The sequence below is a fragment of the Chitinivibrionales bacterium genome (assembly GCA_035516255.1).
GTDB lineage: Bacteria > Fibrobacterota > Chitinivibrionia > Chitinivibrionales > FEN-1185 > FEN-1185.
This window is the reverse complement of record DATJAL010000001.1, coordinates 18,610-40,937: the sequence shown is the minus strand read 5'-3', so window position 1 is coordinate 40,937 and position 22,328 is coordinate 18,610. Positions and strand designations below refer to the sequence as shown.

At 48.0% G+C, this 22,328-nt stretch carries 22 protein-coding genes; 19 read left to right on the top strand and 3 right to left on the bottom strand.

The features are described from left to right. The first annotated feature begins 47 nt into the window (after positions 1-47). Entirely contained in the window at positions 48-389 is a 342-nt protein-coding gene (locus VLX68_00185; GenBank protein ID HUI90638.1) for a DMT family protein, read from the top strand. Between the two features lie 12 nt (positions 390-401). Here VLX68_00185 and VLX68_00180 read toward each other — a convergent pair whose 3' ends face one another. After that, positions 402-1,961: a radical SAM protein gene (locus VLX68_00180; GenBank protein HUI90637.1), complete on the bottom strand. Its 1,560-nt coding sequence runs from the start codon at positions 1,959-1,961 to the stop codon at positions 402-404. Between the two features lie 218 nt (positions 1,962-2,179). Between VLX68_00180 and VLX68_00175 the strand changes: the two genes are divergently transcribed. After that, positions 2,180-2,680 (top strand): hypothetical protein, encoded by a 501-nt coding sequence (locus VLX68_00175; protein ID HUI90636.1) that lies wholly within the window; start codon positions 2,180-2,182, stop codon positions 2,678-2,680. Between the two features lie 10 nt (positions 2,681-2,690). Here the strand turns inward: VLX68_00175 and VLX68_00170 are convergent, their stop codons facing one another. Beyond that, the gene (locus VLX68_00170) at positions 2,691-4,715 is read right to left on the bottom strand and encodes a TonB-dependent receptor (protein HUI90635.1); all 2,025 of its coding nucleotides are present in this window, start codon (positions 4,713-4,715) and stop codon (positions 2,691-2,693) included. 365 nt (positions 4,716-5,080) lie between these two features. Here VLX68_00170 and gmk point away from each other — a divergent pair, with 365 nt between their 5' ends. The 5 genes from gmk (at position 5,081) to VLX68_00145 (ending at position 10,349) form a co-directional block, all read left to right on the top strand. Continuing rightward, positions 5,081-5,689: a guanylate kinase gene (gene gmk / locus VLX68_00165; GenBank protein HUI90634.1), complete on the top strand. Its 609-nt coding sequence runs from the start codon at positions 5,081-5,083 to the stop codon at positions 5,687-5,689. 8 nt (positions 5,690-5,697) lie between these two features. Continuing rightward, on the top strand, positions 5,698-7,875 hold the full coding sequence (locus VLX68_00160) for an FHA domain-containing protein (GenBank protein HUI90633.1): 2,178 nt from the start codon (positions 5,698-5,700) through the stop codon (positions 7,873-7,875). 18 nt (positions 7,876-7,893) lie between these two features. After that, positions 7,894-9,000 carry a serine/threonine-protein kinase gene (locus tag VLX68_00155; GenBank protein ID HUI90632.1) on the top strand — a complete coding sequence of 369 codons (1,107 nt, stop codon included), beginning with the start codon at positions 7,894-7,896 and terminating at the stop codon, positions 8,998-9,000. A gap of 16 nt (positions 9,001-9,016) precedes the next feature. Beyond that, the gene (locus VLX68_00150) at positions 9,017-9,379 is read left to right on the top strand and encodes a YraN family protein (GenBank protein ID HUI90631.1); all 363 of its coding nucleotides are present in this window, start codon (positions 9,017-9,019) and stop codon (positions 9,377-9,379) included. A gap of 694 nt (positions 9,380-10,073) precedes the next feature. Beyond that, the gene (locus VLX68_00145) at positions 10,074-10,349 is read left to right on the top strand and encodes a hypothetical protein (protein ID HUI90630.1); all 276 of its coding nucleotides are present in this window, start codon (positions 10,074-10,076) and stop codon (positions 10,347-10,349) included. Between the two features lie 854 nt (positions 10,350-11,203). Here the strand turns inward: VLX68_00145 and VLX68_00140 are convergent. Further along, positions 11,204-11,332, bottom strand: coding sequence for a hypothetical protein (locus tag VLX68_00140; GenBank protein ID HUI90629.1), 129 nt, complete (start codon positions 11,330-11,332; stop codon positions 11,204-11,206). A 118-nt stretch (positions 11,333-11,450) separates the two neighbouring features. Between VLX68_00140 and VLX68_00135 the strand changes: the two genes are divergently transcribed. The 12 genes from VLX68_00135 (at position 11,451) to VLX68_00080 (ending at position 22,326) form a co-directional block, all read left to right on the top strand. Continuing rightward, on the top strand, positions 11,451-11,618 hold the full coding sequence (locus VLX68_00135; protein HUI90628.1) for a hypothetical protein: 168 nt from the start codon (positions 11,451-11,453) through the stop codon (positions 11,616-11,618). A gap of 282 nt (positions 11,619-11,900) precedes the next feature. Then, entirely contained in the window at positions 11,901-12,272 is a 372-nt protein-coding gene (locus VLX68_00130) for a response regulator (GenBank protein ID HUI90627.1), read from the top strand. A gap of 172 nt (positions 12,273-12,444) precedes the next feature. Next, the gene (locus VLX68_00125) at positions 12,445-14,592 is read left to right on the top strand and encodes a hypothetical protein (protein HUI90626.1); all 2,148 of its coding nucleotides are present in this window, start codon (positions 12,445-12,447) and stop codon (positions 14,590-14,592) included. Between the two features lie 377 nt (positions 14,593-14,969). Beyond that, complete coding sequence (locus VLX68_00120; GenBank protein HUI90625.1) at positions 14,970-15,545, top strand: DUF4145 domain-containing protein; 576 nt, start codon at positions 14,970-14,972, stop codon at positions 15,543-15,545. 92 nt (positions 15,546-15,637) lie between these two features. Beyond that, positions 15,638-16,195 carry a TIR domain-containing protein gene (locus tag VLX68_00115; protein HUI90624.1) on the top strand — a complete coding sequence of 186 codons (558 nt, stop codon included), beginning with the start codon at positions 15,638-15,640 and terminating at the stop codon, positions 16,193-16,195. Positions 16,196-16,222: 27 nt separating this feature from the next. Continuing rightward, positions 16,223-16,627 (top strand): TIR domain-containing protein, encoded by a 405-nt coding sequence (locus VLX68_00110; protein ID HUI90623.1) that lies wholly within the window; start codon positions 16,223-16,225, stop codon positions 16,625-16,627. 3 nt (positions 16,628-16,630) lie between these two features. Next, a complete protein-coding gene (locus tag VLX68_00105) occupies positions 16,631-17,083 on the top strand; it encodes a DUF4231 domain-containing protein (protein HUI90622.1) in 453 nt (150 codons plus the stop codon). 92 nt (positions 17,084-17,175) lie between these two features. After that, positions 17,176-17,574 carry a TIR domain-containing protein gene (locus tag VLX68_00100; GenBank protein ID HUI90621.1) on the top strand — a complete coding sequence of 133 codons (399 nt, stop codon included), beginning with the start codon at positions 17,176-17,178 and terminating at the stop codon, positions 17,572-17,574. A 9-nt stretch (positions 17,575-17,583) separates the two neighbouring features. Next, positions 17,584-18,819, top strand: a complete 1,236-nt coding sequence (locus VLX68_00095) for a tetratricopeptide repeat-containing protein (protein ID HUI90620.1) — start codon at positions 17,584-17,586, stop codon at positions 18,817-18,819. Between the two features lie 287 nt (positions 18,820-19,106). After that, positions 19,107-20,150, top strand: a complete 1,044-nt coding sequence (locus VLX68_00090) for an adenine-specific methyltransferase EcoRI family protein (GenBank protein HUI90619.1) — start codon at positions 19,107-19,109, stop codon at positions 20,148-20,150. Further along, on the top strand, positions 20,147-21,229 hold the full coding sequence (locus VLX68_00085) for a DUF262 domain-containing protein (GenBank protein ID HUI90618.1): 1,083 nt from the start codon (positions 20,147-20,149) through the stop codon (positions 21,227-21,229). The genes VLX68_00090 and VLX68_00085 overlap by 4 nt, the downstream gene beginning before the upstream one ends. A gap of 35 nt (positions 21,230-21,264) precedes the next feature. After that, complete coding sequence (locus VLX68_00080) at positions 21,265-22,326, top strand: DUF262 domain-containing protein (protein ID HUI90617.1); 1,062 nt, start codon at positions 21,265-21,267, stop codon at positions 22,324-22,326. Positions 22,327-22,328 lie beyond the last annotated feature (2 nt).

Below are 22,328 nucleotides of genomic sequence, written 5' to 3'. Positions count from 1 at the left end.
CCGGTTCAATTATTTTAAATGCCTTTTTCCAAAGGAGAATTTTTACTATGCCTGTAGTTCTTAAAACAACGGCCCTGTTGATTCTTTCAAACGTGTTTATGACGTTTGCATGGTACGCGCATCTCCGGAACCTGTTAGACAGGAAATGGTACATCGCGGCCATTATAAGCTGGACCATCGCTTTTTTTGAATATATGATACAGGTGCCTGCAAACAGGATCGGATATTCAGCGCTTAACTTGGGCCAGCTGAAGATTCTTCAAGAGGTGATAACGCTCTCGGTATTCGTGCCGTTTGCAGTTCTTTATATGCGTCAGCCTGTTAAGCTCAATTTCCTTTGGGCCGGTTTGTGTTTGTTGGGGGCGGTGTATTTCATTTTCAAGGCGTGACAAGGTCAAGAACTACTCTTTTAAAAACAGGCTCACCATTTCTTTATCATATTCCGGCACCTCAGCTATTTTTATTTCTTTTTTTTCTTTCATTAAAGTAAATAATTTTTTCTCCTTTTCAATTTTTCCAATTAATTGAAAATCCAATTTCGTTTTGCTTGAAGATTTGAGAAGATTTACGTATCTGCTTATTCTAAAAGCTGTTACGAGCTCAGTAGTTGACAAAGTATCGCTCCACGGATATGCTGAAGAACCATTGCTGATACATGGGACAAGATTATCGAATAAAGTCATTTCGCTAAAATCCGGGAGATTTGGAATACCATAAAACATTGATATTCCAACTGTTGTCGGAAGATTTCTTAAATAAGAGAGTACTTTCACCACATCTTGTTTGCTATCACCTTTCAAGCCGCAAATGAAATAAGAAAGGACAGGAATTCCAAGGTCATTTACATGATTGAGTATTGATTTAAAATGTGAGAGGGATGAACCTCTGTTTTGGTATTTTAAAATCTCATATTTCAGTGAAACCAGGGTAAAGTTGAAACCCGACATTCCAGCCTTGATCAATCTTTCGGCTAAGTCATGAGAAAGTAAGTTATAATCAATGCCATTTTCAGCCAGGAACCGGATTCCGGGGTATTTTCCGCGAATTACCTGCATTATATTTAAAAAATATTCAGGCGCCAAAAGAAGGTTATCATCCTCAAAATTGAAGAAAATGGCCTTTTTTTGAGTTTTTTCATCGATCAAAAACGTATCAATGTTCTGGAAGACCTTATCTAAAGGAATTGTCCGAAAAATTTTGCCATGCGTTAAAAAGTTTGAGCAGAACCTGCATCCTTTTGGACAACCCCTGCTAAAACTGGTAGAAAAATAGACCCTGTTCGGGGTTTCAAAAACTTTAGCAATAACAGGCTGTATTTCTTTTGACGCTGCGAATGACTTGACATGATTTTCAATGATAAAGGTGTTTTTCTTCCAGAACAAATTCGGGACCAGTTCAAAATCATGATCGGTGCTGAGAAGCGAATTGATAAATGTGGCTAAGCTTACTTCTGCTTCTCCTGTCATAACAAAGTCTATGTGTTTATTCCTGATAAAGAAATGGGGATATGCGCTGACGCCGGCACCTCCGGCAACAACGAGAATATTCGGTTGTAATTTCTTGATATCTGTTGCCAAATCAATGAGTTCTTTAGCGTAGGAATAGGCAAAACAACTGAGAAAACAAATGGATGGTTTTAAAGAAAAAATAATGGTTGCACATTCTTCCGGGGAAGGTCCAAATCGCTGATATTTTGTGAAATATGACAATTTTCCGGTTTCATTTGGTATGATATTTTTTTTTAAATAAGACAGTTCTGAAGGCATATCAATGACTTTGGTCTTTTCTTCCATGATTGGGAAATTAAAAAAATCCACCTTGATTCCTTTTTCCAAAAGAATGTTACAGACTATTTTAGCGCCAAGGGATGAAAATCTGTGCGGGGTAAAATAGAAATCACAAATAGGTGGTATTGCCACGACCGCGGTGATATTTTCAGGGTGGAGAAGAGAAAAAGCCATTGTAATGCGACTTACCTTTTTACAGGCTTTACAAATAGGATTTAATCATAAGTATTTTTGAAACAATGTGCATTGTAAAAGCCTTTGACTGAATTGTCAGATAAACAATTTATGAAATAATTGTCTATTTAGGGTATATTTACTAAGCATATGAGGCGTTTGCAGCCACACGCATTAACATGATCGAATGATTGTTTAAGCGCATGGAGAGCAATCATATGGAAAAAATAATTTTTGTTTTTATCGCGGCTGTTCTTCTTCTGCAATGCGGCAATGACAAAGTGAATAACCCTATTCCAAAAAATGACTCGCAAGTGATCGGCACTTGGTCATTTTCCATGCCCTATAACCTCGACACGACGTTTTACATCGTCATGCATTTCGACAGCAGCCTCATGTACGGCATTAACGTGAACATAAATCATACCGATACCATGCACCGGGAAACGGGCACATGGCGGGTCGTCACCGACAGCGCGACAAACGCGGACACGGTCTGGATGAACAGGAAGAACTGTCACCAGATCAACCTCACCACCAATACGTTGGATTCCATAGATTGCGGCATTGACACGGCGGGAATTCGCGTGAACATTTCACCATCCGCGTCCAACCAAATACAGTGGATAATTCCTCTCGGGGATTTTGTAAAATACATGCCGCCCGGCATCATTCCGCAGGGCTTTCCGCTCCCGCCGGGAACGTTCATAAAGGAATAAAACCGTTAGACTAAAATTTGATTCCCGCGCGCACGGAAATGAACCTTTTCGGTGAAAAGGTGCCGACTGTTTCTTCTATGGTCGCGCCGAAAATGTTCATGCCGTCAATTCCGATCCAGACAAAGTCATTGTAAGATATTTTCAATGCCGCATCGGTGCGAAAATAGGAGGCAAGTGAATCAACGGGCGGAATGAAATCCGAAGGAGTCGGCGGAAGGTATTTAATGGTAGTCGAGTCCACCTGCCAAGCGACATAATATCGTGTACCAACATAGTTTTCCAAAATTGAGCCGCTCAGGGTGACAGGCCCGAAAGCTTTTTTGAAATATATGCCCGTGTTGAAATTATGGTCGGGAATGTATTCCAGCCTGCTTTTCAATTCCTCATCTTCCGACTTAGTGTACGTGTAATTGAAGAATAATGTGCCCCAATTCGCCAGATGCACTTCAAGGGCATTTTCAAGACCGGCGGACCAGGCCTTTTGTATGTTTCTATGACTGAGTTTCGTCTCATTCATCAAGATATCTTGATAATATTCGTTGATGATTTTCTGGGTGATCAATTGGTCCATCGAATTGTAAAATGGTGAAATCCGCAGGGTCAGCAATTTGCCGATGTCCATTTCCGGTCCGCCGTCAACGGACCAGATATATTCGGGCTTAAGGTCCGGGTTCGAAACAATGGTGGCGCTTGAACTTACCGGCATGTCGGGCATGTACAGTTCGCCGAGAGACGGTGCGCGAAATGCCCTTCCTGCCGAGATTCTGAGGCGCAGCAGGTTAATCGGCGTGTAAACAAATCCTACCCGGGGACAAGGAACAAATCCGAAAATGGAATTATAATCAACCCTTAATCCCGCGATTGCGATGAGCTGTTTCCAAAGTTTCTGTTCATCCTGCACATATAACCCGCCATTAAGCATCGCTTTATTTGCGCCGAATGCATTGAGCAGCAGTTCGCCTGTTTTTGTGGATACCCTCGGTCCGAAATCAATGGAGTTGTCGAGCAGGTCAAAACCGGCGGTAAGGGTGTTATCATTGCCGAACTTGAACGAAGATTGCGCCTCGACCTGCCAATCATTTGATGATGAAGTCCAGACCGTGCCGACGGTATCATGTTTTAAAGTGTCAAAAAGGCCGGTGCTGGTATCTTTTACTGTAACGATACCTCTTATGGTATCAACTCCCCAGTCGTAGAATTTTCCCGTCAGGTGCCGGAAATAGCCGCCGACTTTGAGGTCTATCGCAGGGGTAAGGTTGATTTTGAGGCTGGGTCCGATCAAATATTTCTGCCCTTGCGTGGTGATGGGCGCGGGCGGATGTCCGTATTCGGATTCGCCGAATCCAAGATTACTGTCAAAGTACCGGGCATTCAAGGTCAGCGTTGCATTGCCGGAGAAAGCATAATTGAATTTGCCGAAGAATCTTTTTTCGTAGTATCCGTAATTGTCGGCATTGCTCATTCTGCTTAAATTGCCGTAATGATGAAATATTGAATCGCTGAGATAGTAATTAACGATGCCGCGTGTCGCGGCATCGGCCAGGAAAGAAAACCGGCCAATGCCGCCGTTAAGGTTGCCGCCGAGGTCATAATAATTTAAATACCCGGCGCCGTCTACTCCGCCGTGAATGCCCTGACCGGGATTTTTTGTGATGATGTTGACCACGCCGCCGAACGCGTTTGCACCGTACAGATTTGAATAAGGCCCGCGCACGATTTCCACCCGGTCAATGGCGTCCATGGGGACTTCGTTCATTATCAGAAACGGTGTTCCAGCAGCGTTTGTCGGTATGCCATCGATGAGGATGAGTGTTCTGGATGCCGCGGTAGCGCCCGGAACTCCCCGCATGCAGATGTCGGTGGGCACTCCTTCACCGATGCCCACCGGCCGCTTCACAATGATGCCCGGCTCGTACGGCAGCAAATCCCCAACGTTTTTGGCAGGGGAAGATTCTATCTGTTCCCGCGTGATCACCGTGACATTTGCGGGGTTGTCCTTTATCGACCTTCGAGTGCGGGTGCCGGTGACCACCATTTTGTCCACGCTAACGGTGCTATCCCAAAGGGTGATTTTCTTTTTTACAGGCAGCGTATCCTGGGGACCTGTTGAGGCGGAATCCTTCTGTGCATATAATGAAAAACAGCCTGATAAAAAAAGTACCAAAACCAATGGCTGAAGAAAAGAAGGGAAGAAGGGCATGTTTTTCATCGGATGGGAATAAAATAGTATCCGATAAAATTCAGTGATTAAAAAACACCGAATCCAAGAAAGAAAAACCTCATGCTGTTTGTCCTGGTTTTATATTAAAGGCGGTAACGCACCGGGATCCTCTGATATTTTTTATTTAATTTTATGAGTTTCATATTTCGCGGTCCATTAAAAAGAATTATTATCATTTTATGATGACTAGCTTTGGAAAGTCCAACATTTCCAAAAAAAGTGGAAAAATCTTCGTCTTTTCCGCAGCATCTGGCGCGGGGAAGACCACTCTTATCAATTATCTTAGAGAAACAATTCCCAACTTGGTGTATTCAATTTCCGCGACGACACGGGCCCCGCGAAATGGCGAGAAAAACGGGGTCCATTATTTTTTCCTCAGCGAGGCCGAATTCAAACAGGGGATTTCAAAAGGAGAATTTGCCGAATGGGCCGTTGTGCACGGCCACTATTACGGCACCCCGAGAAAATTTATCGATGAGACCGTTTTGTCCGGGAAGAATATCGTCATGGATATTGATGTGGTCGGAAAAAAGAAGTTTGACGTTCTTTATCCCCATGCCGTCGGCATTTTCATTATTCCGCCCTCCATGAAGGTCCTGCGGCAACGGCTCGTGGACCGTAAAACCGATTCCGAGAAAACGATAACCGTCAGGATCGAAAACGCCATCAAAGAAATTGAATTCGCGAAAAAAGAAGGGAAATACGAATATATCGTCATCAACGACGACATCGAAAAAACGAAATCCGAAATCACGGAAATTGTCAAAAAAGAAATATCCTCCCTGTAAACAGCCCCATGGCCGAAACACTTGCAACCCCTTCGTATGTCTACCCGAAAACCACGGGCAGAATCACCCTCGGCAGGGACCCATCCTGCAACGTGCCGTTAAAAGGCATCGGGTCATCGCGGGTCCATGCGGTAATCACCATTGCCGGCGGCCACGTGACCATCGAGGACTGCGGCAGCACCTTCGGAACTCGCGTTGACGGAAAGCCCGTTGCGAAGGCGGCGCTTGCCGACGGTTCCATGATTGCCGCAGGCGTTTGCAAATTCAAGGTACAGATCGACGCCCAAAACATTGCGCTGGTGCCGGTAAAGGACCTTGAACGGGCCCGGGACACACCGCATCAGAAGGAAACATCGGCTGCAGTCACCATCGGCCGCGATCCCGCCAACGCGATATGCCTTTCTCATCCGCTCGTGTCGCGCTTTCACGCCACCTTCACTGCCGACGGCCGAGGGCGTTTTGTCATTGAAGACCACGGCAGCACCAACGGCACCTTTGTCAACGGCGGCCCGGTGCACACCGGCCATCTTGACGAAGGCGATATTGTCCAGATCGGCCCGTACCGGTTCTTCCTTGACAACGGGACACTGCAGCAGGCGCAGGATTTCAACCGTATCACCATGGAGGCATTCAACCTTTCGGTCTCGCGGCGTAACCACACGCTCATCAGCAACATCTCGCTGTCCATTGAACCGGGCGAATTCGTTGCCATCCTCGGGCCGTCCGGCGCGGGAAAATCAACGCTGGCGTATGCGCTCACGGGCCAGATCCCGCTTTCCGGCGGAAGCATTTTCTATAACGGCCTGCCCATGAAGAAATTTTGCTCTGCGTTTAATTCGGCGATCGGGTTCGTGTCGCAGGAAAACCTGCTCAGGCCGGAACTCACGGTGCTTGAGACATTTACGGAACAGAGCACGCTCCGGCTTCCGCGCGACAGCGTGCCCGCCGAGCACCGGGAGCGCATCCGCGAGGTGATGGACATGCTCGATCTGTCCGGCCTTAAAAACCGCAGGATAGCCGACCTGTCGGGCGGGGAGGCGAAGCGCGTGCATTTCGGCATCGAGCTGCTTTCTTCGCCCACGGTGATTTTTCTTGACGAGCCGCTTGCGGGCCTCGATCCCGGCCTTACGCACAAATTCATGGAATTGTTCCGCGCCATCTGCAACAAGGGACACACCATTCTTCTCACCACGCACACGCTCGAGCAGATAGAACTTTGCAACAGGCTGTTTTTCGTGTCGAAAGGAAAGCTTGTTTTTTCGGGATCGCCCAATGAAATGCGTGAAAGATTCGGAACGCTTGCCCTTTCAAACGTATACGAAAAGGCAAGAAGCCTGCAGCTTGATACCATGGCGGCCCCGACTGCGGGAACGAGAAGCGATATAACATACAAAATGTCGGGCGCCGGCTACGCGGCCGCCCGGTTGTACAAACCGAAAACAGTTTCATTCGTAAGGCAGATATTCCTTCTTGTGTCGCGCTACCAAAAGGTCTTGTTGAGGGACACGAGAACGCTCGGACTGATGTTTATGCAGGCACCGCTCATCGCCGTCCTGCTTGCCTTGGTGTTCAAGCACGACAGCAATTTTTTGCCGCTGTCGTTTTATTTTTGCATTTCCATTTCCGTCATCTGGATCGGCGGCATGAATTCGGTGCGGGAAATTGCCCGCGAGTGGCCGCTTATCGAGAGGGAATTCAGGATAGGGTTGTCAAAAGCGGCCTATGGCATTTCCAAAATGATCGTATTCTGCGTCATGGGCGCCGCGCAGGCAATGGTTTTCGGGGCATGCCTGCATTTCCTATTTGCCAACTTCAGTTTCAACCTGAGCACCGGCACCCTGCTGTGCACGGCGTGTGCCGCGGGATCGCTGCTCGGGCTGAGCATCAGCGTTTTTTCGCGCAACGTCAACATGGCGATCAGTTTTCTCCCGATCATATTCATACCCCAGATTTTCTTCTCCGGCATCCTTATGCCGTTCGACGAAATGCCCGGTGCCGGCACCGCGCTTTCGCACCTCACCGTGGCGAGACCGGTGTTTTCCCTGTTCAAAAAAATGAGCTTCTTCGACCAGTCACTATGGCGACTCGACGACTGGCTGGGCCTGTTCCTTCTCTGCGCCGGATTAATTATTTTACTTTTCACGGGGATACGTTTCCACAGGATCGTGCGCGGAAGCGGCTTTTAACCAAGCGGAGTACCCATCATGCTCAAGGAAACCAACGAAAAAGATGCGTCCTACCTTCCGGACTATATCGGACATTACAAGGTGCTGCAGATCGTCGGGATGGGCGGGATGGGCGTCATTTACAAGGCGATGCAGGAGCCCCTGAACAGGATCGTGGCGCTCAAGGTGCTTCCGCCGCAGCTTTCCATCAACGAGGAGCTCTCCAAACGCTTTGAGGTGGAGGCCAAGGCCATTTCGCTGCTGCAGCACCAGAACATTGTGAGCATCTATGAATACGGCGAAGACAAGGGATACCGGTTTTTCGCCATGCAGTTCGTTGACGGTGAAAATCTATCGAGCAGGATTCAAGGTAAAAAAGTCATGTCCGCCTCCGAAATCATCGACATTTCAAAACAAATTTGCAGGGGCCTGCGCTATGCGCACAGCCAGAACGTGATCCACCGCGACATCAAGCCGCAGAACATTCTCATCGACAAAGAGAATGTCGCGCGGCTTTCTGATTTCGGCATTGCTAAAATATTCTCTTCAAGCAACATCACCATGACCGGCGTTACGGTCGGCACTCCCGAATATATGTCTCCCGAGCAGGCCTCGGGCGAGGAGGTTGACTCGAAGACCGACATCTATTCCATGGGAATCGTGATGTATGAGATGCTCACCAAGCGGCCGCCGTTTCTCGCCAATAATGCGGTCGCCACCGCCTACAAGCACGTGCATGAGATCCCGGTGACGCCGTCCGTTAAACGACGCGATACTCCAAAACGCCTCGAGCTCATTGTGCTCAAGGCGCTCAAAAAAGACAAAAATGAACGGTATTCGTCGGTTGAGGAAATGCTCGAGCACCTGGATTCGGTCGATATCAACGAGATCGTTGACAAGACAACGATTTCGTTTTCCCTTCAAAAGGATTTGCGCAACGAGGGTGATGCCGACGATAAATACGTTGACAAACGGATCACCGATCGCAGGTCAGGCGACCGCAGATATGTACGCCGGACCCAGGGGACATTTTTTCTTTTTGACAAGGGATACTGGCTCGACCTCATAGAAACCCAGTGGCTGTCACTCTGCCTGATCGCCATCCTTGCCGCCATCCTTTTCTTCCATCTGGCCGGCCATAAATGAACTCCGCTGCATCGCTATGAACGGTGAACAGGATAATACCCGCCGCAAAGGGCGGCTCGGGGAAAACGAGGCCGCCGAATTCCTTATTTCCAACGGCTACCGCATCATCTCCAGAAATTGCCAGACAAAACGCGGCGAAATTGACTGCATCGCCGAAGACCCGTCCGGTACCCTGGTGTTTGTGGAAGTAAAGGCGGCGTCCACCGACACTTTCGGCCATCCCGCGTTCTGGGTAAACCGCGCCAAGCAAAGGAAGATCGCAACACTCGCCCGGCTGTATCTCGCCGAACACGACATCACCGGGCGGCCGTGCAGGTTTGATGTGATAACCATTTACAAAGGCAAAATCGATCACATCAAAAACGCCTTTACCGCGTGAAAAAAAGATCATTCGGGCCGCTCGTGAACTCACCCGGCAGGACAAGGGTCGTACTTGTTAAAAGATGCCGGGCTCAAACAGCACGAGCGGCCAATCCTTGGGCCCTCAGGCCGTCGCTGATGGCGATTAAAAAAGGCAAAAACGGCATAGGTACCTCTGCCCGGCGCCAGGCAGGACTGGAGGCCGCGTAGGAACGCGGTGCTGCCCGGACCCCGCCGCGTCTCGCGGCCTCGGGCCGAGGCAGCCCGAGGCCGAAGGCCGAGACCGGAAGGAGGGCCGCCGCCTTCGGCGGGGCGCCCAGATTTTGACTTATTTTCGAGCGGCCAATCCTCCGGCCTCAGGGACGGCGCTGATGGCGTTGGAAACCAAACAAACTAAATCAAATTTGTGTAGGCGAAAATTTACATGTGGGGAAGAGGACCTATGCCCAGCGTTAGGTGGACCGAAGGGCGCGCCAGAGCGCGTTGCCGGCCGACCCCGGCCAAAGGCCATCTGGGCGGTCCGGCAACGAGGCGAACAGCCGAGCCCGGAGGAAGACCGACCCGGCCGAAGGCCGGGGAACGCCCAGGCTTATTATCACAAATGATAAGCCGGCCAAAATAAATGCGATTTACCACTTTACTATTGGCTGAATGACTTATGTTAAATGGTACCCCCCAGACAGCCGAGTCCTTTAACCTACCCGGAGGACGAAATGTCTTATAACGATCCCTCACAAACAAGGACCTTCAAGATAGTCGAAAAGTGCGATTTTGCCGATGAGGACATGAAGTGGATCGGCGCACTAGCGCACGTTTCCGTGGTCACCATGCATAAAAATTTCATAAGGGTAAGGACAGAATTTGAGGATGCGGTGCCTGCAATCGTGGACTCCATCAACAAACGGTATTGCACCAGCGCAAAGCCTAAACTAAACCCCTTGTTCTGCGTGTATACCCAGCCTCCTGTAAAACATCATAAAAAGTATTAGGTCTCCGTCGCGGTAGTGTTGCTGCGCACAGGATATCATGTCTTTTGCCCTGTGCCAGCGAGCACCCTTGGAACCCCGCGCCGCGCCTGCAGCGCCGCCTTGTCCCTCGGCCTCCAGCCGCTTGTCAACAGAAGCCGGGAGCGTCGGCCCCCGGCACCCCAGGCATGGACCCCGCGCCCGCGCCTGCATGCGGTTAGCGCCGTCCGGTCCCATAGCCGTCGGGTTTGCTTGACAACGGGGCCGGGGGCGTCGGCCCCCGGCACCCCCGACCAAGGGGTGCTTTGTCACTTGCGTTCCCCAGGGCAAAGTAGTTGGTGCTGCGCACCAGATATTATGTCTTTTGCCCTGTGCCAGCAAGCACCCCTTGGAACCCCATGCCGCGCCCGCAGCACCGCCTTGTGTCACTTCGTTCCCCAGGGAGAGGTAGTTGGCGCTTCGCGCCAGATATTGTGTCGTTTGCCCTGTCCCTCGGCCTCCGGGCCGCTCGTGAACTCACCCGGCAGGACAAGGGTCGTACTTGTTAAAAGATGCCGGGCTCAAACAGCACGAGCGGCCAATCCTTGGGCCCTCAGGCCGTCGCTGATGGCGGGGGGAGAATATCAAACGATGAGCTGTTGAGTTGTACTGTCCGTTTAGACCTCACCCCAACCCCTCTCCGCCAGGAGAGGGGCCATTTTTTGATAAGGGATTTACAAATGCGGAATATTACCTTTTGCCGCGCGCCAGGCCGGACTGCAGGCCGTCGCTGATAGCGGAAGAAAAACAAAGATAAATCAAATCGAATTCGGCGCAAGCCATTATTGACAAGTGGGTAGAGTTCTTATGCCCGGCGTTAGGCAGGACTGTAGGCCGCGCTAAAGCGCGGTGCTGCCCGGCGCCCCGCGAAGCGGCCTCGCGCCGTGGCAGCCCGAGCCGAAGGCGAGACCGGAAGGAGGGCCGACCCCGCGAAGCGGGGGAACGCCCAATCTTTCTACTTTATGCATGAGTTGCCCCACCAGAATTTTATTTCCCCGGCCTCAGGGGCGGCGTTGATGGCGAGGAGCAAGACCAAAACAAAATCGAATTTGCGCAAGCAGTTGTTTACAAGTAGGCAACGTTCTTATGCCCAGCGTTAGGGGCGACCGGAGGCCGCGCTGGGGCGCGGTGCTGCCCGGCGCCCCGCGAAGCGGCCTAGCGCCGTGGCAGCCCGAGGCCAAGGCCGACGACCCTTGGAAGCACCCGAAGGGGTGGACCGGAGGGAGAACCGACCCGAGCCGAAGGCGAGGGTAACGCCCTGACTTATTCTAATTAATTGGCTGCTTGACAACAGAAACCGTGAAGACTGTAATTAAATATTGGCGTTATTAGATTGAATTAACCGAGGTTAGGGGAGGGCGAAATCGATTTCGTTGACACTGGCCACACTTCCGGGTATACTCCATTTATAACGAACGCGTGAAGCAATCCGATCCCGTTGCACGGCCCTTTTCGTTTCTTTGCGACGTGCGCGCGCTTTGATGCGGCCCGGCGCAAGCCCCTATGACGGATCTTTGCTTGGAAAGCCAAAGAAAAATGAAGAACGAACTCGAAGTGGTGATCGTGGACGACGAACCCACGGTGGTGGACATCCTGAGCAACTTCGTCCTCATTGCCGCACCCAATGCGCGGATACACGGCTTTTCATACCCGCTCGCGGCGCGCAGCTACATCCTGGCCAACCGCGTGGACCTGCTCATCACCGACCACGTCATGCCGAATCTCGACGGGATACTCCTGGCCGGGGCAACGCCGAAACACGTGAGAAAAGTGGTGGTGTCGGGATACGTGTCGAAAATATCCGGGGAAGAACTGAAGGACCTGAACGCGGTGGTGATCGCGAAACCCGCCTCGATGAAGGTGATAGTGGGGATAGTGAGCGAGGAAATGGGGAAGGTGGGGATATGAGGGTTTGGAATAAAATCGGACGATGTTATGAACCTGCATGATGAGATGAGCGTGCAGGTTTTGTTTTTCCAATACCGGGACAGTTTGACGTTTGGCTTTTACATTGTATGACCTGCGGAAAATTTACCGGTTTAGTATATTGTACGAAGTAGGGTGCAACTAAGGAACCCAAATGAAAAATGACATGATAAGGTTTGCCGTTTGGGCGGTCTTTCTGATTGTGTCTTTCCATTCGGGAAACGCCCAGTGGGCGCAAGGCCAAGGGCCGTGGATGAAGGGTATTTCCGCGCTTTGTGCGAACAGCGGCAATATTTTCACCGGGACTTCGGGTAGCGGTATTTTCCGTTCCGCAAACAACGGTGCAAGCTGGACTTCGGTCGACTCCGGCCTTGCGGACCTAACCATCCTGACTCTTGCCGTGAACGGCGGCAATATTCTTGCCGGCACTCAGTCCACTGGCGTTTTCGTTTCGGCAAATAACGGGGCAACCTGGGCTGCGATAAATTCAGGTCTTCCCTCGAATACCGGTGTTTACTCTCTTGCAGTGGTCGGCATCAATGTTTTTGCCGCCAGCGGCGGCAACGGTATTTTTCGTTCCACCGATAACGGTGGTTCCTGGACGGCGGTCGATTCAGGCCTGCCTCCCGGAAGTGCGGTCTATTCTCTTATAGTAAGCGGCGGCAATATTTTTGCCGGGGCCCGCTGGACAATGACCTATGCCGGCTATCGCAGTGGAGGTATCTTTTTGTCCACCGACAACGGTGCACGATGGATAGCGGTCGACACCAGCCTTGGGAGCGCATATGCCGTGTCTTTTGCAGTGAGCGGAGATACTATCTTTGCCGGAACTAATGGCGGCGGGATTATTCTTTCCACCAATAGCGGCGCAAGCTGGGCGCCTGCAAACAACGGTCTTTCGAATATGTACGTCATGTCTCTTGCGGTGAACGGCGGTACCATTTATGCCGGGACGTCCGGCGGCGTCTTTCTGTCCGCCAATGGCGGCACGAGCTGGACCGCGGTCAATTCGGGGCTTGCGGATACTTCCGTCAAATGTCTTGTTGTTGACGGCAACAACATCTACGCAGGGACCGGTTGCGGCGGCGTTTTCTTGTCCGCCGACAACGGTTCAAGTTGGACTTTCGTCAACTCCGGGCTCCCCGTAAACAACAGCTTCAATGCTGTGGCCGTGAGCGACACCAATATTTTTGCCGCAGGCTTTCTTGGCATTTTTCTATCCACCAATAACGGCAAGAGTTGGACATCCGTGAGAGGCGGTTTCACAAATACCACTTTTACCTCTCTTGCCGCAAGCGGCGGCAATGTGTTTGCCGGGTCTTGTGGCGGATGGCATGGGGGCATTTTCCTTTCCATCAATAATGGCGCAACATGGACTTTGGTCGATTCCGGCCTCACGGATTCTTTGGTCAACTGTCTCGCCATAAGCGGCACTGATATTTTTGCCGGGACTGATGGCGGCGGCATTTTCCGGTCTGCAGATAACGGTACGACCTGGACTGCGGTCAATTCAGGACTTCCCCGGATTGCCTATATCAGTTCTCTTGCCGTAAGCGACGGCAATATTTTTGCCGGGAGTGATTTTTGTGTCTACAGAACAACCAATAAGGGTGCAAGCTGGACTGCGCTCGATTCCGGATTCCCGGCGAATACCTCTGTTACGGCCCTTGCCGCGAGCAACGGCAACATTTTTGCCGGACTCTGGGGCATGTGGGGCGGCGGCGTCTTCCTTTCGACGAACAATGGAGCAACCTGGACCGCGGCAGATAGGGGCCTTCCAAATGGTTTTGTTAATTCCCTTGCCGTAAACGGAAACAATGTTTTTGCCGCATCCGACCTCGGCGGCGTTTTCCTCTCATCTGATAACGGCGCAAGCTGGGATGCAATCGACGCAGGCCTCCCGCCGAATACCGTAGTCAAGTCCCTTGCAGTAGGGAAAAACGATATCTTCGCCGCGACCAGATCCAACGGCGTATGGCACAGGCCGCTTTCGGAAACAGTGGGCCTAATTATTCCGAAATCGCTGCAGGCAATGTTTCAACAGGAAGCTTTCAAGATATTACCTCCAACTCATTTTAACCGCAGCATAATCATCCAATGCTCTCTATCTCATTCAGAAAAAGTATCCTTCACCATGTATAACACCTCCGGACACGAACTGGCGTCTCTTTGCAACAGACATTTGGAACCAGGACCGCACCGGCTGTCATTCGATATCCCGAATGTTGCGGCAGGCTGCTATATCATGAGAATGAAGACAGCAGCCAATAGCTTTTCAACATTTTTTCAGATTTTGCGCTAGCTTCTTTTATACGAAAAGCCCCGCGAAGAAAAAGGCGGCGCAAACGTTATCTGGGTTTGTCCCGGAAATTGCGGAACAGGAAATGAAGGCGCGCAATATGACCGTGCGGGGAAAGCCGGTGCCGCTGAAAGTGCTGGGGAAGATTATTGCGGAGGAGATGGGGAGATGTGGGGGGTGAATTATCTATTATTGAAGTTCTTCATAGACTCCTTGATATGAAATAAAATAAATATGCATTCAATAAATACGCTGACCTATTGCTAACAAAGTAAACGTTTACCCATGACCATATTGATCAACATAAACATGCAGAACAAGACTGTGATCATAAAAGAGCGGCCAAAGGACTGGCCGTGTACAGTTTGGAGAGGAGACTTATGGATTGGAAACAGTTCATCGCCCAGATAATCAGTGCAACAGCCTGGCCGCTGGTGACTGGTATTGCATTACTAATATTCAAAAATGAGTTGGCAAAAATATTGGGCAGAATTGCTCGCGTTAAATATAAAGATGTTGAGTTAGACTTTGAGAAATTTAGCCAGCAAGCGAAAGAACTTCATAGGGAAGTTGAAAGTGAAAGGCTGGAGATAAGAGGGCCCATTTTTACTTCGCTTGAAGAGCAAATTCTCGATGCGGTCGACAGGGCACCCTCTGCTGCTATCCTTTTGGCCTGGTCTGCATTGGAGACAGCGATGGCCGACGCTGTATCTCGCCTGGCCATCTCGCCTGAACCACCTTCATATCGCGCTCCTACTCACAATATTGAACAGTTGGCTAAATTTGCATCACTTTCTGATAGAGATACAGGTCTGCTCCAAGGGATGAGAAGACTGCGAAACAGGGTAGCCCACGACAAGGATGCAATGTTATCAACAACTCAGGACCAAGCGCTTAGCTATGCAGACACGGCATTGGATATGATTAAGCGTCTTGAGCAGGTTAAGGCACGTTAAAAAAGCATTGCTTTAATTATAGGACAAAAGATGGGAAATAATAGTGCAGAACCAATATATTGACATACTGTATGACGAAGGGGGATAACATTATGGCATTTTACAAAAGGAGCTATCTCCAGAGGATCGCGTCTCAAAGTTTTACTATTTTGAACGAAATTAAGGATGAAGCACTTGCTTCCGTGAAAACAGCCTCGACAAAGCTGACAACCTTCGACATCTTCATTTCCCATAGTTATCAAGACAAAAAGACAATCTTCGGCATCTACAAGGAGTTAACGTCTCTTGGGTACTCGATATACGTCGACTGGATTGTCGATAAGGAACTTGATAGAGACAATGTCACTAAGGAAACGGCGCAATTATTGAGAACTCGCATGAAGCAATCAAAATCAATGTTCTATGCGATATCAAATAATTCAAAGACGTCAAAATGGATGCCTTGGGAACTGGGCTATTTCGATGGCCACAACGGAAAAGTTGCTGTTTTCCCAGTGTTAGAGGATAATGAACTCACTTTTAACCCCCCAGCATACTTGCGGCTTTATCCATTAGTTGACAAAGCACAAGCTAAAGGCACCGGGCAAGAATTCTTATGGATTAATTACGACAAAGAAGAAAGTCGAAAATATGAAACTTGGCGGAATTAGTACTCATATTTTCAGAAAGGCATTCTTATGCCAATTCTAGTTACCTATCGACTTTTCATCGCCCATGCATGGAACTATGATGATGAATATTATCGTTTGATTGAATATCTTGATGCTGCTGCCAATTTTAGATATTCCAATTACAGCGTGCCCGAACATGACCCGTTAGCGACAAACAACCAGTTGCGAGAGAATTTAAGAGAACAAATTCGACCAGCACAGGTCATTCTCATCCTCTCTGGGATTTATGTAAGTCATAGCACCTGGATACAATTCGAAATTGATTTTTGCAACGAGCTTGAGAAACCAATTATTGCAGTAAAACCTTGGGGTGCAATAAATCTTCCGCAAATTGTTCAACAAACCGCAACGGAAATTGTTGGATGGAATACACAAAGCATTATCGACGCAATACGTAGAAACGCGAGGTGAACGATGAATGCAGCAGATTTTTCAAGCTATATTAAAAACCGATATGAGGAACAGATAAAATGGTATAGTGTTCATTCGTCTACGAACAAACGATTTTACAATGTCTTTCAATGGGGCGTTATTGTTCTCTCTGCTTGTATTCCTGTATTGATCGGATTCCTACCAGAAGAAATCAAATGGATTTCGATAATCTTATCGATCATACTCGGTATTGGTACAACAGCATTGAAAACATTCAAATTTCAAGAAATTTGGGTAAACTATAGAACAATATCTGAAACACTAAAGAAAGAGAAGCATTTTTATGATGCGGGGCTAGACGCATACAAAGGCGCACAGGACAAGGAGGCAACTTTTGTCGACCGCGTGGAATCCTTAATTTCGAGAGAAAATAGCCTGTGGGTTACAACACATTTGCAGAAAAAAGACGATAAGCACAGGAAGAAAGAAACCTAATTGCTTAAAGAGTTGAATCCTAAGCAAGATGTTATGTTGCTTTCTGCGATTATAAATTACAGTTTATTTCAAATTCAAAGGAGGGACTAGTCATGGCCAAGAAACAAGTATTTGTCAGTTACGACTATGAGAATGACAGGCAGTACAAGAATTTGCTGTTGGCGTGGGACGCAAACAGCCTTTTTGATTTCTATATCGGTGATGCATCTGCGGACGTATCAATTGATAGTACTAATGCAACCGCAATTAAGCGGGCTATTTCCGCGAAAATCAACTCCGTCAACTATTTCCTTTGTATTGTTGGAAAAAACACCTACAGAAGCAGATGGGTTCGGTGGGAAATCGAAAAGGCAAGCGAACTTGGGAAGAAGATTATCGCGGTAAAGATTGATCGGGAGAACCAGTCACCAAACGAACTCCTCAACATTGGAGCCTCATGGGCTCTTAGCTTCACATTTGATTCGATAAAGAACGCAATAGATAATGCATAGGTAAATAACATGAATAAAACATGCTTCGTGGTTATTGGATTCGGTACGAAAACAGACTATTCCACCGGCAAGGTATTCGATTTAGATAAAACATATGCGAATGTTATCAAGCCGGTATGCAAGGCCCTGAAGATAGACTGTTATCGGGCCAAGGACATCGTACATTCTGGAGTGATTGACATACCCATGTATGAGTGGCTCTATAAAGCGGACATTGTAATTGCAGACATTACCACACTAAATCCGAACGCCCTTTACGAATTAGGTGTTAGGCATGCACTTAGACCTTTCAGTACAATCGTTATATCTGAGCAAGACCTTAAATATCCATTTGATGTAAATCACACAATTATTGAACCGTACGAACATTTAGGCAAAGACATTGGTGTATCAGAGGCAAGCCGATTCAAGCAAGAATTGAAGAAGAAGATCAAAACGGTCCTTGGAAAGAAGACACCTGACAGCCCAGTCTACACATATTTGAAGAACTTGAAACCGCCCAAATTCGAAACTGATGACATTGATAAATTACGACATGCTCTCAAGAATTATCCATCAATTTCGGATCTTTTGGCCGATGCCGAGACAGCGAAAAACAACAACGACCTGAGTTTGTCTGAAAAACTGCTAGATGCAAGCCTGAAACTTGATACTAACAACTCGTTTATTCGCCAGAGACTCGCTCTCGTAACTTACAAATTAAAACGACCCAGTCCGCTTCGCGCACTGAAGAAGGCGATAGATATTCTTCGGCCATTGCGACCCGATGAAACCAATGATCCTGAGACTCTTGGCCTCTCGGGAGCTATTTTTAAAAGGTTATTTGAAGTTACGGGCAGAGTAGCCCATTTGGAAAGAGCTATATGGTACTATGAGAGAGGTTTCTATATTGCCCAGGATTATTATAATGGTGTCAACGCCGCTTTTTTGTATGACATGAAGGCAAATTTGGCTAAAGACAAGCGATCAAAAATATTAAATCATTCCTGTGCCACAATAATAAGGCAAAAGACTGTTCAAATTTGCGAGGACGTGATTAAGAGAAAAGGGTTTTATGAGCGATCGGATAGAAATTGGATTTATCAATCATTGGCTCAATCATATCTTGGACTGAGAAATCAAAGTGCTTTTGCAGCCTTTGATGTAAAGGCTAGAAAATATTCCATGGGCCCCTTTGATATTCAAACGTACGATGAACAAAACGCCAAGGTTAAACAGATATTGTCTCATCTTCCTGTATTTTGATTCCGCACAGGTGGCCCCGTGTTATCAAGAATCACATTCTTGTGCCACTGCTGTCACGTCGACACACTTTGATAAACCCAGTGCAGCGCTCTGCTCAGTGTCTTCCGTCGGGTGGCGAGACTATACGCGGGCACGGCGGGCATTGCGTGGAACGTTGGTGTCAATGTTTGCGTTGAATGAAATTATAGGTTTGCGCCGAAGACATGAAAGGCAAATACCATTTTAAGCATATGAGCTGCGCCCAAATATTGTCGCCCTCTATGGCGGCAGAAGAAAAGTGAAACAATATGCAAAAAAAAGCATCAAATTTGAATTTAATAAAAGCTAGTGCCGCCAAGAAAGATGAATTTTATACGCAACTCTCCGACATCGAGAAGGAACTGCGGCATTACACGAAGCATTTCAAGAAAAAGACCGTCCTGTGCAACTGCGACGATCCGAAGGTCAGCAATTTCTTTCACTACTTCTCGCACAACTTCGAGAAACTTGGGCTGAAAAGACTAGTGACCACCTGTTACAAGAACTGCGACGCAGATTTATTCAGCCACCACACGGCGGAGAGTGGAATCTACCTCGAATACGATGGCGACAAAGACAACAACCGAGTCCCTGACCCAGACGAAATCGGCATTCACAAGTTAAAAGGCGACGGTGATTTTCGCAGCGAGGAATGCGTCAAATTGCTCAAGCAAGCGGATATTGTCGTCACCAATCCTCCGTTTTCGTTGTTTCGGGAGTACATTGGACAGTTGGTGAAGTACCAGAAGAAGTTTCTAATAATCGGCAACATCAACGCCATTTCCTACAAGGACGTCTTTAAGTTGATCAAGGAGAACCGCATCTGGCTGGGCGCCAGTATACACAGCGGCGACAGAGAGTTTGGCGTACCGGATCATTACCCGCTTACCGCCGCCGGATTTAGAGTGGACTCTGCGGGTAGGAAGTTTATAAGGGTAAAGGGCGTGCGGTGGCTGACGAACATGGACTACGATGAGCGTCATGAAGAGATGGTTCTCTTCAACCAATATAACCCCGCCAAATACCCGAGTTACGACAACTATGATGCAATTGAGGTCAGCAAGACCGCAGATATTCCCATCGACTACGACGGCGCGATGGGGGTGCCCGTCACCTTTCTGGACAAATACAACCCTGACCAATTCGAGATTCTCGGCATAACGGACCGAGACAACAATTCCGGTTTGAAAATCAAGACTTACACCCTTGAGGACGTGAATAACCCGGGCGACCTGAACCGGCGCGGCGTAATTCGGACCGGTTCCACATACAGACCGACTTACGCGCGCCTTCTCATCAGGAGAAAATCATGAAGATCGAACTCAAAGAAATCACGGTAAAGAACTTAACCGACGGCTTTGCTGACAATGCCGAGCAGGGCGTGATCGCTTACGGCGGGAAGCTCGACATTCGCCCGCCGTATCAAAGGGAATTCATATACAATGACAGGCAGCGGGATGCAGTGATCGATAGTGTTCGAAAGAACTTTCCCTTGAATGTAATGTACTGGGCGGTGCGCAGTGACGGCGATTATGAAGTTATCGATGGACAACAGCGCACGCTTTCGGTTTGTCAGTACGTCAACGGTGATTTCTCCATAGGAGGGCTGGCGTTCCACAATCTTAAAGACGACCAACAAGAGCAGATTCTCGACTACAAGTTGATGATTTATTTCTGTTCAGGGACTGACAGCGAAAAGTTGGACTGGTTCAGAACTATCAACATCGCTGGCGAGGAACACACTGATCAGGAATTGCGCAACGCGGTGTACGCCGGGCCTTGGACGGCCGATGCCAAGCGGTATTTCAGCAAGACGGGTTGCGCTGCCTATGGGTTGGCGAGCGATTATCTGCGGGGCAGCCCGATCCGGCAGGAATATCTGGAAACGGCGATCGCATGGCGCTCGGATGGCGGGATCGAAGATTACATGTCGAAGCACCAGCACGACAAGAACGCAACGCCCTTATGGCAATACTTCCAGAAAGTTATCGGTTGGGTCAAAGCGACGTTCCCGGAGTATCGGCGAGAGATGAAAGGGGTTGATTGGGGAGTTCTATACAATCAGTTCAAAGATAGAGAATACGATACTGACAAACTAGAGAAGCAGATTTCTAAGCTGATGATGGATGACGATGTGGAGCGGAAATCGGGAATCTACCCGTATGTGCTTGATAGCGATGAAAGGCACCTTAACATCCGGGCCTTCTCGGACAACATGAAGCGGGAAGCGTATGAGAGGCAAAAGGGTTTCTGCGTGAAGTGCAAGAAGAAGTTTGCATTTGAAGAAATGGAAGGCGATCATATCAAACCCTGGCACGAAGGCGGTAAGACAGACGCGAAGAACTGTCAGATGCTATGCAAAGATGATAATAGAAGAAAATCTGGTAAATAAAGCCGCGTCGTGCGTCTCAAGAAAGGACTTCAAACATGAAAACATGGGACATGAAAAAAACGCAATATAAAGTTAGTGACTTTTTAAGCTGGCAAAAACAAAAGACATTGGATCTTAGCCCATCCTTTCAGCGTAGACCCGTCTGGAAACCTGGCGCAAAATCATATCTTATCGATACCATAATCCGCGGATTACCAATTCCAATTATTTTTATTCGTGAAAAAAGATCTAGTCTTGAATCCTTTGAACCAAAACGTGAAATCGTTGACGGTCAGCAACGACTAAGAACTCTTATCACATTCATTTCTCCTTCTTTCCTTCCTAGTTATAAAAAGGAAACTGATTTTTTTATTCTAAAAAAAACCCACAATAAGGATTTAGGTGATAAAACATACAATGACTTGCCAAACGACATCAAGCAAAGAATTCTTGATTATGAATTCAGTGTTCACGTTCTACCTGCTGAAGTTGACGATAGAGAAGTATTAGAAATATTTGCCCGTATGAATGCGACAGGTGTTAAGCTAAATGACCAAGAGCTTAGAAATGCAGAGTTTTATGGTGAATTTAAGACAACATGTTACGATCTTGCCACTGAACAGTTGAATAGATGGCGAGATTGGAACATTTTTTCAGAATACAATATTTCAAGAATGGAAGAAGTCGAATTAACAAGTGAACTATTAATGCTAATCGTAGATGGCATTAGAGGCAAATCGCCATCTTCGATTACGACGTTTTATAAAAACCATGACGATCTCTTTTCAAATAAAAACATTGTCGCATCTCGATTCCGCCATATTTTTAATGAACTTGATGGCAAACTTGGCTCATCAATGAAGAATATGGCTTTTAGAAAAAGATCGCTTTTTTATCCATTATTTGCCTTTGCCTATGATATTTGCTTCAACCTTTCCTCAAAGCTAGAAAGCAAACAGGGTTCATCATTGAGTTCTTCGTTTGTCGCAAACATTAAGAAGGCTGATTATGAATTGTCGAATAGTAAGGCCCCGGAGAAAGTGCTTCAGGCTATTTCGCGTCGCACCACGCACCATGAATCTCGCAAAAATATTCTTGAATACCTTCAAAGCCTTTAAAT